We start from the raw sequence: 15,013 nt of genomic DNA, 5'->3' as shown, positions 1-15,013 counted from the left end.
TCCTTAATCTAACCGCCGTTTGGTTTTCATCCACGTTAACCCGATAAACATCGCCGCAGACGCCAGTAAAAACAGCGTGTTGACGATCAGCACCACCGGAATATTCCCTGCCAGGAACAGGCTCTGCAGCGTGCTCACAAAGTAGCGCGCCGGAATCACGTAGGTCACGGCGCGGATCACGGCAGGCATGCTGTCTATCTGGAAGATAAAGCCGGACAGCATAATCGACGGCAAAAAGGCGGCGTTGAGGGCTACCTGGGCCGCGTTAAACTGGTTGCGGGTGATGGTGGAGATGAGCAGCCCCATCCCCAGCGTGCTGAGTAAAAACAGGCTGGTGATAAAGAACAGCACCACCAGCGAGCCGCGATACGGCACGCCGAGGATAAAGACGGACACCAGCATACAGAGCAGCATCGCCAGCATGCCGAGGAAGTAGTAGGGAATAAGCTTGCACAGCAGCAGCTCGACGCGCGTCACTTCGGTTGAAAGCAGCGCCTCCATGGTGCCGCGCTCCCACTCGCGGGCGATCACCAGCGAGGTCAGAATCGCGCCAATGACCGTCATGATAATCGTCACCGCGCCCGGAATAATAAAGTGCTGGCTGATGGCGGCGGGGTTAAACCAGTAGCGCGTCTGCACGTCGATGAGTGGTTTAAATTCTTCACCCCGATCTTCCGCCCGCTGCATCTGCCAGAGCTGCCAGATCCCCTCCGCGTAGCCCTGCACGAAGTTCGCGGTGTTCGGCTCGCTGCCGTCGGTGATCACCTGGATCGGCGCATCGGTATTCGCCCGCGCCATATTGGCGGCAAAATCCACCGGAATGACGATCAGACCGCGAATTTTCCCGGCCTGCATCTTCTGGATCAGCTCCTGACGATTGTCGCTGATGGTGGCGTCAATGTAGGGCGAACCGGTCATGGCGTGGGTGAAGTCCAGCGCCTCCTCGCTCTGCTGCTCCAGCAAAATCCCGACCCGCAGCTTGCTGGAGTCCAGATTAATGCCGTAGCCAAAGATAAACAGTAGCAGCAGGGGGATCACCACCGCAATCAGCCAGCTGCTGGGGTCACGCACGATCTGCCGCGTCTCTTTTATGCACAACGCGCGCACCCGGCGCCAGGAAATGGCGTTACTGCGCATGGGCATTCTCCTTATCCCAGTCGTGGATGAGGGTGATAAACGCCTGCTCCATGGTCGGGTCCGGGACCTCATCGTCGGCGGCCTGGTTTTTCAGGTCGTCCGGTGTACCGTGGGCAATCAGCTTGCCGCGATACACCAGCCCGATGCGGTCGCAGTACTCCGCCTCGTCCATGAAGTGGGTGGTCACCATCACGGTCACCCCTTTTTCCACCATGCTGTTGATATGCAGCCAGAACTCGCGGCGGGTGAGGGGATCAACGCCGGAGGTCGGCTCATCCAGAAACAGAATATCCGGCTCGTGCATCAGCGAGCAGGCCAGCGCCAGCCGCTGCTTAAAGCCGAGCGGCAGTTCGTCGGTGGCGTGAGAAGCAATCGTCGTTAACCCGAAGGCGTCGCTCATGCGGCGGATCTTCTCGTTCTGCGCCCGTCCGCGCAGGCCATACACGCCAGAGAAAAAGCGCAGATTCTGCTCGACCGTCAGGTTGCCATACAGCGAGAACTTCTGCGCCATATAGCCCAGATGCTGGCGCGCCTTGCCGGAGCTGACCTTCAGATCCATATCCAGCACCAGCGCTTTGCCGGACGTCGGCACCAGCAGGCCACACATCATCTTAAAGGTGGTCGATTTTCCCGCGCCGTTCGGTCCTAGCAGGCCAAAAATCTCGCCGCGTTTTACCGCGAAATTGACGTTATCGGTGGCGGCGAAATCCCCGAACTTTTTGGTGAGGGATTTGGCTTCGATCACCGTTTCGCCCGGCGTGCCGTCCACCGTGTGCAGAATTGCGCCAAGCGGAGACTCGGACGTCCCCGCGCCGCCCAGCAGGTCGATAAACGCATCTTCGAAGCGCGGCGCCGTCTCTTCCATGTCGATCTCAGGCATGCCGGGCGCCTGGCGAATATCGTCGACGGTGGCCTCTTTTTTGAGGATCACCCGCACCGAGCGGCCCTGAATCATTCCGTCGCTGACCTGCGGCAGCTTGAGCACCCGCTGCAGCAGCGAGCGGTTGGACGCCTGCGAGCTGTGCAGCAGGAAGCTGCGCCCGGCCATGCTCTGCGTCAGCGTCGTCGGCTCGCCCTGATAAAGCAGTTCGCCTTCGTTCATCAGCAGCACGTCCCGGCACTGTTCCGCTTCATCGAGGTAGGAGGTGCTCCAGAGAATCAACATCCCGTCGCCCGCCAGCTCGTGCACCATCTGCCACAGCTCGCGGCGCGATATCGGGTCGACGCCCACGCCGGGCTCGTCCAGCAGCAGCACTTTTGGCTCGCCCACCAGCGTGCAGGCCAGACCCAGCTTCTGCTTCATCCCACCGGAAAGCTTGCCCGCCAGCCGGTCGGTGAACGGGCCGAGGGAGGTAAATTCCAGCAGGCGGGCGAAGGTCTTCTGTCGGGCTTCGCCGGTAACGCTGCGCAGGTCGGCGTACAGGTTCAGGTTTTCCATCACCGTCAGGTCTTCATACAGGCCAAACTTCTGCGGCATATAGCCGAGCATGGCGTGGAGCGCGCCGTCATCTTTTATCGGGTCAAGGCCAAGCACGCTGGCCGAGCCTTCATCCGGCTTCAGCAACCCCGCCAGCATGCGCATCAGCGTGGTCTTTCCCGCACCGTCCGGGCCGACCAGGCCGGTGACATAGCCTTTCTGGATGGTGCAGTTCAGCGGCGCGACTGCCGGTTTGTCCATCCCTGCGAAGCGTTTGACCAGATTGTTGAGCTGGATAACCGCATCATTCATGTCGTTCCCCGCTATTCACTTTTACGGTGACGGGCATGCCCTGGCGCAGGGCGTCATCCGCATCAGTCACGATGATGCGCAGGCGATACACCAGGTCGGTACGCAGGTCCGGCGTTTCTACTGTTTTCGGCGTGAATTCGGCGGTAGGGGAGACAAAGCCCACCTTGCCGTGATACGGCTTGTCCGGGCGACCGTCGGTATAGAGCAGCAGCTCGCGGCCCGGCTGCATCTGGCCGAGATTAGGCTCATCAATGTAGGCACGTACCCAGACCGGGCGGGTCAGGGAGAGGGTTAACACGGTGCTGCCCGCGCTGAGCATGCTGCCCGGTTCCACGGCGCGGGTCATCAGCGTGCCGTCAGACGGTGCGATGAGCGTGGTGTCGTGCAGATCCAGCTCCGCCTGGGCCAGTTGCGCCTGCGCCTGTTCAAGGCTGGCTTTCGCCTGGGCGATATCCTGCGGGCGGTTACCGGTGTGGTACTGGCTTAACTTATCCTGCGCGGATTTCAGCGTTGCCTGCGCCTGGTCGCGGGAGGAGCGCGCATTTTCCAGGTCATTCGCGGAAATGGTTCGGCTTTTCCACAGCCCCTGCTGGCGAGCGTAGAAGTTCTGCGCGTAGTCATAGGCCGCCTGCGCCTGTTTGACGGCCGCAGCGGCCTGGGCGATCTCTTCGTCGCGATAGCCGGCCAGCATCAGGTCATACTGTGCCTGCGCAACGGAGACGCCCGCTTTGGCCTGCAGCAGCGCATTTTCATAGGGCGCTTTGTCCAGCATTCCCAGCGTCTGCCCGGTTTTAATGGCATCGCCTTCGTCAACGCTCAGCGAGGCGAGACGGCCGCCGATGCGGAAGCTCATGTTCACCGTGCGAATATCCACGTTACCGTACAGCGTCAGGCCTTTATCCTGATGGCTCTGGTACCACAGCCATCCACCGACGCCCGCGGCAAGCAAAACAACAACCACCAGAATGATGGCGACAGGTTTTTTCATGACTTCAGGCTCCTTTGCGTTAAGCCTTGCAGGATCAGATCGAGATGACAGGCGATCACCTCACCGATCTGCGCGGCTTTATCCTCATCAAATTGTGTCCAGCCGGTGCGTAACAGGATGGTTTCCCGGCCCAGACGGAAGGCAAGGATTTCACCCAGCAGGGCGTGGGTATGCAAAATTGTCGCGGTATCGTTGGCATCCCGCCCGGTATAGGCGGCGATCAGCCGGGTCAGGTGGGTATGCATCGGGGCAATGACCCGATCGTGTACCCGCTGATAGGCGGCAGTGGGGGAGAGCTGCTCGCGGGAGATAAACTTGCTCAGGTTGAGCGTATCGTCGTGGGTCAGCACGCGGATCATGTTGTGGCAGGCATTGAGGATCAGCTGGCGGATGGCCTCGCGATCGGGCGACGGCTGGCTGAGCAGCGCGGTGGCCTCCTCGACGTGCGGGTGAAACTGCGTGCCGATAAAATCGGCAATCCACTCGGCGCAGGCGAGATATAAATCCTCTTTTGAGCCAAAATAGTAGGTAATCGCCGCAATGTTTTGCCCGGCCAGCGCGGCGATATCGCGCGTGGTCGCATGCAGCCCATACTCACCAAACTGCGCCAGCGCGGCGGCAATAAGCTGGTTTTTGGCCTGTTCACCTTTGGTTGTTGTGGGTGTTGTATTCATGGCGGCATTAAAAATTAATCAATCGATTGATTAAGATTATGCCTGATTCACGCTTACGTCGAGGGAACGAGGAGGGATATTTTATGCGCCACGTCACAAAAGCTGCTACACTCCGCCCCTTCGCGACATTGTGGTTTTTGTCCTCCTAATTGTTATATCTCCCTGAAAACTACACCTGTGATGGTCGGGGCGGTTCGGAGTTTTTATGTCTTTTGATTCCCTTGGCCTGAACCCGGAAATTCTGCGCGCGATCGCAGAGCAGGGCTACGTTGAGCCAACCCCAATCCAGCAGCAGGCAATTCCTGCCGTTCTTCAGGGCCGTGACCTGATGGCCAGCGCCCAGACCGGCACCGGTAAAACCGCGGGCTTTACGCTGCCGCTGTTAGAGCTGCTGGTAAAAAACCAGCCGCACGCCAAAGGCCGTCGTCCGGTTCGTGCGCTGATCCTCACCCCAACCCGCGAACTGGCCGCGCAGATTGGCGAGAACGTGCGTGACTACAGCCGCTATCTCAACATTCGCTCGCTGGTGGTGTTCGGCGGTGTCAGCATCAACCCGCAGATGATGAAGCTGCGCGGCGGCGTGGACGTGCTGGTGGCAACGCCGGGCCGTCTGCTGGATCTGGAACACCAGAACGCGGTGAAGCTGGATAACATCGAAATTCTGGTGCTGGACGAAGCCGACCGCATGCTCGACATGGGCTTTATTCACGATATTCGCCGCGTGCTGGCCAAGCTGCCACCGCGTCGTCAGAATCTGCTCTTCTCCGCGACCTTCTCCGACGAGATCAAGGCGCTGGCGGAAAAGCTGCTGCATAACCCGCTGGAAGTGGAAGTGGCGCGCCGCAACACCGCCTCTGAGCAGGTGACGCAGCACGTTCACTTTGTGGATAAAAAGCGCAAGCGCGAACTGCTCTCCCAAATGATCGGTCAGGGTAACTGGCAGCAGGTGCTGGTCTTTACCCGCACCAAGCACGGCGCGAACCACCTGGCGGAACAGCTGAATAAAGACGGCATCCGCAGCGCGGCGATCCACGGCAACAAGAGCCAGGGCGCGCGTACCCGTGCGCTGGCGGACTTCAAGTCTGGGGACATCCGCGTGCTGGTGGCAACTGACATTGCTGCCCGTGGCCTCGACATTGAAGAGCTGCCGCACGTGGTGAACTACGAGCTGCCAAACGTGCCGGAAGACTACGTGCACCGTATCGGCCGTACCGGTCGTGCGGCGGCAACCGGCGAAGCGCTCTCTCTGGTTTGCGTGGACGAGCACAAGCTGCTGCGCGATATCGAACGTCTGCTGAAGAAAGAGATCCCGCGTATCGAAACCCCGGGGTATGAAGTGGATCCGTCGATCAAAGCCGAGCCGATTCAGAACGGTCGCCAGGGCGGTCGCGGTCAGGGCGGCGGTGGTCGCGGTCAGCAGCCGCGTCGTGCCGAAGGCGGCGCGCCGAAGTCAGCGGGCAAACCGCCGCGTCGTAGCAACGACAGCAAACCGGCCGGTGACAATCCGTGGCGCAGCGGCGAAGGCAAGCCGGCAGGAGAAGGGCAGCGCCGACGCCGCCCGCGCAAGCCTGCTAACCCGCAGTAATCTGGAAGCCCGGTCGTAAAGCCGGGCTTTTCTTTTTGCGGCTGCGAAGAGAAAGTGCCACAATAGTGGCTGTTTATACAGTATTTCAGGTTTTCCGATGGCTTTAACCGCTGCGCTCAAGGCGCAAATTGGCGCATGGTATAAGGCGCTACAACAGCAGATCCCCGATTTTATCCCCCGAGCGCCGCAGCGGCAGATGATTGCTGACGTGGCAAAAACGCTCGCCGGGGACGACGGGCGACATCTGGCGATTGAAGCCCCGACCGGCGTCGGGAAAACCTTGTCGTATCTTATTCCCGGCATTGCCATTGCGCGGGAAGAGGACAAAACGCTGGTGGTCAGCACCGCCAACGTGGCGCTGCAGGATCAGATCTTCAGCAAAGATTTACCACTGCTGCGCAAAATCATCCCCGATCTGCGGTTTACGGCCGCCTTTGGTCGCGGTCGCTACGTCTGTCCGCGTAACCTGGCAGGGCTTGCCAGCAGCGAGGCGTCGCAGCAGGATCTGCTGGCGTTCCTCGACGACGATCTCACGCCAAACAACAAAGCCGAGCAGGAGCTCTGCGCAACGCTGAAAGGCGATCTCGATGGCTATAAATGGGACGGCCTGCGCGATCACACCGATAAAGCCATCAGCGACGATTTGTGGCGCAGGCTCAGCACGGACAAAGCCAGCTGTCTGAACCGCAACTGTCACTACTATCGCGAATGCCCGTTTTTTGTCGCGCGGCGTGAAATTCAGGAAGCGGAGGTGGTTGTGGCTAACCACGCCCTGGTGATGGCGGCGCTGGAGAGCGAAGCGGTGCTGCCGGAGCCGAAAAACCTGCTGCTGGTGCTCGACGAAGGCCACCATTTGCCCGACGTGGCGCGCGACGCGCTGGAGATGAGCGCAGAAATTACCGCCCCCTGGTTCCGCCTGCAGCTGGATCTCTTCTGCAAGCTTGTCGCCACCTGCATGGAGCAGTTCCGGCCGAAAACCACGCCGCCGTTGGCGGTGCCGGAGCGTCTGAGCGACCACTGCGAAGAGGTTTACAGCCTTATCTCGTCGCTGAACAACATCCTGAATCTTTATCTTCCCGCAACCCAGGAGGCGGAACACCGCTTTGCGATGGGCGAACTGCCGGACGAGGTGATGGAGATTTGCCAGCAGCTGGCGAAGCATCTCGAAAAGCTGCGCGGGCTGGCGGAGATGTTCTTAAACGATCTCAGCGAGAAAACCGGCTCGCATGACGTGGTTCGCCTGCACCGTATTCTTTTGCAAATGAACCGTGCGCTCGGCATGTTTGAAGCGCAGAGCAAGCTCTGGCGGCTGGCCTCGATGGCGCAGGCGTCGGGCGCGCCGGTCACCAAATGGGCCACCCGGGAAGTGCGCGACGGGCAGGTCCATCTGTTTTTCCACTGCGTGGGCATCCGCGTGGCCGATCAGCTGGAAAAGCTCATCTGGCGCAGCGTGCCGCACGTGGTGGTCACCTCTGCCACGTTGCGCTCCCTGAACAGTTTTTCGCGTTTGCAGGAAATGAGCGGCCTGAAAGAGAAAGCGGGCGATCGTTTTGTCGCGCTGGACTCGCCGTTTAACCACTGCGAGCAGGGGAAGCTGGTGATCCCGCGCATGAAATTCGAGCCGCTGATCGACAACGAAGAGCAGCACATTGCGGAAATGGCGGCCTACTTCCGCGAACAGGTTGAGAGCAGAAAATACCCCGGCATGCTGGTGCTGTTTGCCAGCGGGCGCGCGATGCAGCGCTTCCTGGAGCACGTCACCGATCTGCGTTTACTCCTGCTGGTGCAGGGCGATCAGCCGCGCTACCGGCTGGTGGAAACGCACCGCAAACGTATCGATAACGGCGAGTGCAGCGTGCTGGTGGGATTACAGTCCTTCGCGGAAGGTCTGGATTTGAAGGGCGATTACCTGACGCAGGTGCATATTCATAAAATTGCCTTCCCGCCCATCGACAGCCCGGTCGTCATCACCGAAGGCGAGTGGTTGAAAAGCCTCAATCGCTATCCGTTTGAGGTGCAAAGTTTACCTGCGGCGTCGTTTAATCTCATTCAGCAGGTCGGGCGTCTGATCCGTAGCCACGGCTGCTGGGGGGAGGTGGTGATTTATGACAAACGTCTGCTCACCAAAAATTACGGCCAACGTTTGTTAAACGCGCTGCCGATCTTTCCGATTGAACAGCCAGAAGTGCCCGAGGTAAAAAAACGCCCGGCAACACTGACCGCCGGGCGCAGGAAAAGCATCCGTGCTAAGGGGCGCGGTCCTACTGGTAAGTGAAGGTCACCTGCACCACGCTGCTGAACGTCCCCGCGCTCACTGGCATGGAGGTGGCGTAGTAGCGTGCGGCGAGTGGGAAGGTGGCCGTGTGATCGTTTTGATTAATCACCGCGTTAAAGCTCGCCTGCGGGGCAATGAGGATATTGTCCTGCCGGTCCGCCAGCTCAAGCGCCAGCCCTTTTGCGCTGCCGATGTTGGCAAATTTTGTCGGGTGCAGGCTGTCTGCCTGGCCATAGAAAAAGGCCGTTGCCAGCGTCAGCGTTTTGGGACAATGCGAGACGTTCAGCGAAAATTCTTTCCATTCGCCCGTATCCCCCACGTCTTTAAAATTGCCGGACGCTGTCTGGCCGAGGTCGACGGTTAAGTTTTTGCTGGCGCTGTCGATCACGCAGGTATTGGCATAGATATTCCCGACCATCTGAACCTGGATATCATCCGCCCACGCCTGCGTCATCAGGCTCATCCCAATGAAAAGCACTATTTTTTTCATCATCGTCACTTATAGGCCAGAGTTATGGTGGCTACGGTGTTGGCCGGGCCGGGCGTGACCTCGTCGCTGATTTGCTGGTAGCGCACCTGGAAAGGAATATCCAGCGTCTGGTTGGCAACGGCCTCGCTGGAGGTCGTGACGTATTGATCGAAGGTGGCGATATCGTTGTCGAACAACATTCGCACCCCGACCCCGGTGGCCATTCCGGGCTGCTGAGTGAGTTTGATCACCCCAGCGTAGCCGGTCTCATAGCCGTTAGCGCTGGTGATTTTCACTTCAGGCTGTACCGTGGCGTTACAGTTGACCGTTACGTTAAACTCCTGCGCCGGCATGGAGAGCGTGCCGATGCCGATAAAATCGCTGACCGGAAAATCGCCTAGTACAACGGTGAGGTTTTTAGGGGAAACCGAACAGGTCACCTCCTGAATATTGACGTCGCCAGCGTAAGATACGGTGTTCGGAGAACCAATCCCGTCCATGCCATAAACGCCAATCCCAAACTTTGTCTGGTCAATTGAAAGCGTACCCGAGCTTACCGCATTGCTGGTTTTTATCAGTTCAAGGGTGACATCGAAGCTGAAGTTTCGCGCATCATCATTTGAGATGTAGCCAATGGGTGTACTGCGCGAATCGCAATAGACCCCACCCGCGCCCGTTATCCGCTGGCCTTTGTCGTTGACCAGCGCAATGCCAATCCCCTCCACGCCGGTACCGTACACGCCGGCGAGGCCCGGAATTTCGGTGCCGGTGCCGTAGTAGCAGGAGACAATTTCCTGACCGGCTTCATAGGCGTGGTCGCAGCTTCCCGCAACGTGAACGGTTTGTTCCGTTCCGGGAATACTTTCGCCCACGGGCAACGTGCTGGGTACCGATATGGTTGCCACGTTTAGCAACTTTGGCATATCGGGCGTCGTACATTCGGCCTTTGCATGGGGCATGAATAGCGCCGACAGGCCGAGCACGAATAAGAACACCAGTTGTTTTACAATCTGCATAAGGTCAACCTTTACGGTGAATCAATGACACTGCGCGGCAGCGTTAATGATGCTGTTTTTGTCTTTCTCATCCGTGAGGGCGTATTCAGCGACGCAATGTTCGCCGGCACCTTCACCCCACGAAACGGAGAGCGTGCCGCGCTGTGGCATGCCGGAGAGGTAGGTCTGGCCGCCGCTGCCCACGATAAATTCGCTGTCCTTATCGTCGGTGGTCACCGTTGCGCCAAAGGGCAGCGGTTTCCCGTTTTGCGTGAGCACCATCAATACCCGGTTCCCCACGCGGGTGTTAAAGCTGGCGCGCACCACCGCACCGCGGGTCGGGGTAACAACCTGCGCGGCGTGGGTAACGTCGGCGTCGTCCGGCAGCGTTTCGGTGTCCAGGGCAATCGTGTTATGGCGGTAGGCCGTGACGAACGGCACCACGGTATAGCCGCGGAAGTCGGTTTCAACGCCGGTCTGGTTGGCAATGTGCGTACCATGGGTGCCCGGCGCTTTGACCAGTGCAATTGTTTCGCCGAGCGGCTGGCTCAGCGTTATGCCGTTGGCGTGGGCGATAACGCCACCCTGCACGCCGACGTTTACGCTTTGCTGATAGTTGTCCTGACTCACGCCGCCGCTGAGCTCGCCGTAGGTGCCTTTGTAGTCAGCGTTCATGCTGGTCGAGTTTCCGCTACCGGTGCGGCTAAGCCCCTCCTGGATGTTCCAGTTCAGGTTATCTTCGGCCAGCGCCGTGCCGTTAAGGCCAATGTTCTGCGTCGTGCCGTCTTTGGTATTGTTCAGGTTGTAGGTTGCCCAGGTGTTATGCATCCAGCGATCGAGCGGCACGGAGACGCTCAGTGAAAACTGGTTGTCGTTGGAGACGGAATTGCCGTTTTCATCGCTGGCGTCGGTATTCTTGTTCATGCTGTAGCTCAGGCTGTAGCTCACGCCGTGCCAGCTGTTGTTGTAGCTGACGCTCATTGAGGTCATGTTCTGGCTCTGGCTCCAGTAGGTCTCTTTGACCAGGCTCAGCGTCATTGAGCCCCAGCCTTCGGGCAGGGTTTGGTCGATGGTGGCTTCTTCACGCTCGCGGCGCTGCTGCGGTGCCGACCAGTCATCCGAGCGGGTATAGGATTCCATGGTGTCTTCCAGCGTGTAGAACCCTTTGCTGTTGTAGCGATAGCCCGCCACGGAAAAATTCGTCCCCGATCCCGCAAAATCTTTGCTGTAGCGGAGGCGCGCAGACTGCCCTTTGCTGGACTGCTGTTTTTTCAGCAGCGCTTTTGCGCGGGTGACGTCGAGCGAGAAGGCGCCTAAATCTCCCATGTTTTTACCGACGCCCACCGCCTGAGACTGATAATGGCTGCTCTGCTGCACGCCGCCGTAGGCGGTGAATCCGTAAGGTAAGCCGTAAATTACGCTCCCCTGGGCAAACGGCGTTTTCTCGACGTCGCTGTCATACGAGCGGTAGCGGCCTGCGGTTACGCTGTAGCGCAGGTTTTTTTCACGCTGCAATACCGGCACCGACGCGTAGGGCACCACAAAGTGGCTTTCGCTTCCGTCGGTCTCTTTTACGGTCACCTGCAGATCGCCGCTGCTGCCGGTAGGGTAGAGATCGTTAATTTCAAACGCGCCGGGGGCGACGGTGTTCTGATAAATGACATAGCCGTTCTGGCGAACCATCACCAGCGCGTTACTGTGCGCCGTTCCGCGAATAATCGGCGCATAGCCTTTTTCGCTGTCCGGCAGCATGTCGCTGTCGGAGTTAATCTGCACCCCGGTATAGGGCACGCTGTCGAACACATCGGCAGGCGAAGAGCTCTGCCCGACGGTGAGATCGCTTTTCATCGACACGATATCGCGCTGGGCATAGGTATAGACGGAGGAGAACTTCTGCTGTTCTTCCTTGCCCGTCGTGCTGCGATTCCAGGTGGAATAGTTGCGTACGCGCCAGGCCCCGACATTAAAGCCCGGGCGCAAATTGACGTACTGGCTGCTGTTATCCTCTTCGCCCTGCTGGCGAGCGTGGCTCTGGCTGGCGTTGGCGCTGTAGTTTAATAAGCCTGCGGTGATCCCTTCATCAAACTCTTTGGGATCGATATAGCCGCGTGGCACCTGGCCCAGTGCCGTTTGCGGTATGCTCAGGAGCAGCTGTTGATTCCGAACGTGGAACGAGGCCGATGCCGAAGGGATGGCGCTAATGTCGGCACACGAACCCTTTGCCATTAACTGCGGGTATTTTTGGGTTTTGATGCCCAGACTTTTTAACTCTTCGAGGCTAAAACAAGGCTGAAGCGAACTGTTGCCCCGGCTATCCTGCTGCAATGTAAACGTCACGTCACGGGTGTCGATTTTATTATTATCAATATAGATCGCGACCTGGTATTTCCCCGGCGCCTGTCCAGGCCCTTTTTCATATACGGAGAGATCCGTTTTGGTCTGCTGAGGGTTGTCAATATCCAGCAGTGCCGGGTTAAAATAATCATCAGCCCACGCGAACTGCGCAAAACACACGGCTGCCAGACCACATAGCAGGGTCAGCAGCGTGAATAATTGGCAGGTGAACGGCTTTTTATGGCTGTACATGATTATTTTAATGCGTTATCAGACATGAAATTAATGAACGGATTTTGTCCAGGTTTTGCTGATGCTGCCGTAATCCGTAATAATGGAATACGTCACAGTATCGCCACCCGTATTGGCTGGCAGGGTAATGTGCGTTCCGGTTTCAGGCACGGCCCAGGTGGCTTTCGTGATTTTATGACCATTCAACGCCACGCTCTGGAAATTCATATAGAAGGGGGTCGGATTATTAACGACCAGATCGTTACCTTCACGATGCCATTCCAGCTTATCCGCCATCTCTTCCGGCTTGCCCTTAACGGACGATGGACGGTAGAGTAATTTGATGCGCGTATTAATCGCAATTTGCAGCGTATTCACCCCCTCAACGTGCTTCGATGAGGGAATCGCTTTAATATTTAACCAGTACAGCGATTCGCGATCGTCCGGTAAATTCCCGCCGGTGCGAACGACGCGCAGTACGTTATCCTCTTTCGCATCAAGACGAAACAGGGGCGGTGTAATCAGGAACGGCGCAGCGGCATGATTTTTACTGTCGGTATCAACCCAGGACTGCACCAGATAATCCGTTGTATCTGGATTTGAAATACCAAGAGATGACTCCTTTTTATCTCCCCGGTAGACCAGGCGGGTGCCATTAATAATGACTCCCGCATGAGCGGTCGCGGCTACCAGTAACAGAGTGCTCAGTAAATAACCATGGCGCATAAATATTTCTCAACATAAAGAAAAGATATTAGCTTTGACACAAAGCTAATATCTTCAGATTGAAAATATCAGTTATAAATAACGGTGAAGGTCGATACGGAGTTAGCAGGGCCAGCCGTAACGGCAGCCTGCGTCTGAATATATCGCGCTGCAAATTCCAGATCGTTAACCGTACTTCCTGCGTTGAGTGGATACGCGCGGGAAGGCGTATATAAGCTGACGGGTTGTTCAGATGAGTCAAGCAATTGAATGGCGACGCCGGTTGCGGCATTCGCATCTGCCGTTAACGCCAGCGTGGTGCTGTTATTCGCATCTGGCGTACCGCCAAAATTAATTGCTGCAGAGGTGACCGTCTCCGGACAATCTTTTAACTGAATATCAAATTTTGTTGGTGTGCTGGTGGAGCCTGCACCGGTGAATACCGTTTTTGAAACTTTGCCTAACTGGACGTTGAGTGGATCGCTTAATCCATTTACTACCTGACAGGCAGAATCAATAATTTCGCCGGTAAAGTTAATCTGTCCTTCACCGTTTGTTGCCGCAAAGGCGGATGCAGAACACCCTATCGTTGCAGCGATAAATAAACCTAAAGCAACCTTGTTCATAGTCAATCCTGGTGTGTTTCGGGTAAAAACGTTGCCTGGACGTTTTCACCGTGACCCTCAATAGTGTTCGGCGACTATTTAATCAAAAAAGATATGCTTTAGAATCTTCTATAGAAATCACAAATAATTGAAATAAAGCTTGTCTTTCGTTAACTGCTAAAAAATCAGCGGGTTGATTGTCTTCATAAAAAACTATCGGCCAGCGCTTCTTCAGGACTATAGTGTTCACAAGATGACGTAGTCAGGAGAAAAGACGTGGATTATCGCAAAATTATCAAAGAGGTAGGGCGGGGCAAAAATCATGCGCGCGACCTGGATTACGAAACGGCTAAGGCACTGTATACGCACATGCTGAATGGCGATGTGCCAGATCTGGAGATGGGCGGCATCCTGATTGCGCTGCGTATTAAAGGGGAAGGCGAAGCGGAGATGCGCGGTTTTTACGAGGCGATGCAGGCGCAAACGATGCGCTTAACGCCGCCAGTCGCAAAGCCGATGCCGATTGTCATCCCCAGCTATAACGGGGCGCGTAAACAGGCAAACCTGACGCCGCTGCTGGCGATTTTACTGCACAAGCTTGGATTCCCGGTTGTCGTACACGGCGTAAGTGAAGATCCCACGCGCGTATTGACGCAAACCATCTTTGAGCTGCTGGACATCAAGCCGACCCTTCATGCGGGTCAGGCGCAGGCGAAGCTTGACGGGCATCAGCCGGTCTATATTCCGGTTGGTGCGTTCTGCCCGCCGCTGGAAAAGCAGCTGGATATGCGCTGGCGTATGGGGGTGCGTAACAGCGCCCACACGCTGGCCAAACTGGCAACGCCGTTTGGCGAAGATGCCGCGCTGCGGCTTTCCAGCGTCTCTCATCCGGAGTACGTGACGCGAGTCGGCAAGTTCTTTGAAGAGGTTGGCGGGCGCGCTTTACTGATGCACGGCACCGAAGGGGAGGTGTATGCCAACCCGCAGCGCTGCCCGCAGATTGTGCACATTGATTCTGCCGGCGCGCGCGTCATTCTGGAGCGCGGGACGGATAATCGTGATGTGGCGTTGCCCGAAGCCAAAGATCCGCACACCACCGCCCACTGGATCACCCAGTGTCTGGCGGGCCAGGTCCCTGTTCCGCACGCCATTACGCAGCAGATGGCCTGCTGTCTGCTGGCGACGGGCGAGGTGGACTCGATAGAGGACGGTCTGGCGCGCGTGGCGCAGTCTTTTTAACTAAAAAAAAGCCCGTCCAGTGGCGGACGGGCAAGCAAGGGTAACAA

The 15,013-nt window shown here is 57.5% G+C and carries 12 protein-coding genes; 3 read left to right on the top strand and 9 right to left on the bottom strand.

The annotated features are described in order from the left end of the window. Window positions 1–3 precede the first annotated feature (3 nt). The 4 genes from BMW97_RS07400 to cecR are packed head-to-tail and all read right to left on the bottom strand — an operon-like array spanning window position 4 to window position 4,528. Window positions 4–1,137: an ABC transporter permease gene (locus BMW97_RS07400; protein WP_045909495.1), complete on the bottom strand. Its 1,134-nt coding sequence runs from the start codon at window positions 1,135–1,137 to the stop codon at window positions 4–6. After that, window positions 1,127–2,866, bottom strand: coding sequence for an ATP-binding cassette domain-containing protein (locus BMW97_RS07395; protein ID WP_090392623.1), 1,740 nt, complete (start codon window positions 2,864–2,866; stop codon window positions 1,127–1,129). The genes BMW97_RS07400 and BMW97_RS07395 overlap by 11 nt, the downstream gene beginning before the upstream one ends. Continuing rightward, a complete protein-coding gene (gene hlyD, locus BMW97_RS07390; protein WP_045909497.1) occupies window positions 2,859–3,854 on the bottom strand; it encodes a secretion protein HlyD in 996 nt (331 codons plus the stop codon). The genes BMW97_RS07395 and hlyD overlap by 8 nt, the downstream gene beginning before the upstream one ends. Next, a complete protein-coding gene (cecR, locus tag BMW97_RS07385) occupies window positions 3,851–4,528 on the bottom strand; it encodes a transcriptional regulator CecR (RefSeq protein ID WP_045909498.1) in 678 nt (225 codons plus the stop codon). The genes hlyD and cecR overlap by 4 nt, the downstream gene beginning before the upstream one ends. Window positions 4,529–4,733: 205 nt before the next feature. On the opposite strand from cecR, the gene rhlE reads away from it, so the two are divergent. Beyond that, a complete protein-coding gene (gene rhlE, locus BMW97_RS07380) occupies window positions 4,734–6,113 on the top strand; it encodes an ATP-dependent RNA helicase RhlE (RefSeq protein ID WP_045909499.1) in 1,380 nt (459 codons plus the stop codon). A 97-nt stretch (window positions 6,114–6,210) separates the two neighbouring features. Then, entirely contained in the window at window positions 6,211–8,388 is a 2,178-nt protein-coding gene (gene dinG, locus BMW97_RS07375; RefSeq protein ID WP_090392621.1) for an ATP-dependent DNA helicase DinG, read from the top strand. Here the strand turns inward: dinG and BMW97_RS07370 are convergent. The 5 genes from BMW97_RS07370 to BMW97_RS07350 all read right to left on the bottom strand — a co-directional run bounded on the left by BMW97_RS07370 (window position 8,375) and on the right by BMW97_RS07350 (window position 13,748). Further along, window positions 8,375–8,878, bottom strand: coding sequence for a fimbrial protein (locus BMW97_RS07370; RefSeq protein WP_045909509.1), 504 nt, complete (start codon window positions 8,876–8,878; stop codon window positions 8,375–8,377). The two genes, dinG and BMW97_RS07370, sit on opposite strands and share 14 nt — an antisense overlap. A 5-nt stretch (window positions 8,879–8,883) precedes the next feature. Continuing rightward, on the bottom strand, window positions 8,884–9,873 hold the full coding sequence (locus BMW97_RS07365) for a fimbrial protein (protein WP_045909501.1): 990 nt from the start codon (window positions 9,871–9,873) through the stop codon (window positions 8,884–8,886). Window positions 9,874–9,894: 21 nt separating this feature from the next. Further along, complete coding sequence (locus BMW97_RS07360) at window positions 9,895–12,438, bottom strand: fimbria/pilus outer membrane usher protein (protein WP_082087750.1); 2,544 nt, start codon at window positions 12,436–12,438, stop codon at window positions 9,895–9,897. 30 nt (window positions 12,439–12,468) lie between these two features. Next, window positions 12,469–13,143: a fimbrial biogenesis chaperone gene (locus BMW97_RS07355; RefSeq protein WP_045909502.1), complete on the bottom strand. Its 675-nt coding sequence runs from the start codon at window positions 13,141–13,143 to the stop codon at window positions 12,469–12,471. A 68-nt stretch (window positions 13,144–13,211) separates the two neighbouring features. Then, on the bottom strand, window positions 13,212–13,748 hold the full coding sequence (locus tag BMW97_RS07350; protein ID WP_045909503.1) for a fimbrial protein: 537 nt from the start codon (window positions 13,746–13,748) through the stop codon (window positions 13,212–13,214). A gap of 255 nt (window positions 13,749–14,003) precedes the next feature. Between BMW97_RS07350 and ybiB the strand changes: the two genes are divergently transcribed. Then, window positions 14,004–14,966: a DNA-binding protein YbiB gene (ybiB, locus tag BMW97_RS07345; RefSeq protein WP_045909504.1), complete on the top strand. Its 963-nt coding sequence runs from the start codon at window positions 14,004–14,006 to the stop codon at window positions 14,964–14,966. Window positions 14,967–15,013 lie beyond the last annotated feature (47 nt).

Source organism: Enterobacter sp. NFIX58, assembly GCF_900110475.1.
GTDB classification, from domain to species: domain Bacteria; phylum Pseudomonadota; class Gammaproteobacteria; order Enterobacterales; family Enterobacteriaceae; genus Enterobacter; species Enterobacter quasiroggenkampii.
The sequence above is the reverse complement of the archived record's forward strand: the minus strand, read 5'-3'. Positions and strand labels throughout refer to the sequence as shown.

Coding starts and splice junctions, on each gene's coding strand:
- BMW97_RS07400 (WP_045909495.1), bottom strand. CDS start 1,137: ATGCGCAGTAACGCCATTTCCTGGCGCCGGGTGCGCGCGTTGTGCATA.
- BMW97_RS07350 (WP_045909503.1), bottom strand. CDS start 13,748: ATGAACAAGGTTGCTTTAGGTTTATTTATCGCTGCAACGATAGGGTGT.
- dinG (WP_090392621.1), top strand. CDS start 6,211: ATGGCTTTAACCGCTGCGCTCAAGGCGCAAATTGGCGCATGGTATAAG.
- rhlE (WP_045909499.1), top strand. CDS start 4,734: ATGTCTTTTGATTCCCTTGGCCTGAACCCGGAAATTCTGCGCGCGATC.
- hlyD (WP_045909497.1), bottom strand. CDS start 3,854: ATGAAAAAACCTGTCGCCATCATTCTGGTGGTTGTTGTTTTGCTTGCC.
- BMW97_RS07370 (WP_045909509.1), bottom strand. CDS start 8,878: ATGAAAAAAATAGTGCTTTTCATTGGGATGAGCCTGATGACGCAGGCG.
- cecR (WP_045909498.1), bottom strand. CDS start 4,528: ATGAATACAACACCCACAACAACCAAAGGTGAACAGGCCAAAAACCAG.
- BMW97_RS07395 (WP_090392623.1), bottom strand. CDS start 2,866: ATGAATGATGCGGTTATCCAGCTCAACAATCTGGTCAAACGCTTCGCA.
- BMW97_RS07355 (WP_045909502.1), bottom strand. CDS start 13,143: ATGCGCCATGGTTATTTACTGAGCACTCTGTTACTGGTAGCCGCGACC.
- BMW97_RS07360 (WP_082087750.1), bottom strand. CDS start 12,438: ATGTACAGCCATAAAAAGCCGTTCACCTGCCAATTATTCACGCTGCTG.
- BMW97_RS07365 (WP_045909501.1), bottom strand. CDS start 9,873: ATGCAGATTGTAAAACAACTGGTGTTCTTATTCGTGCTCGGCCTGTCG.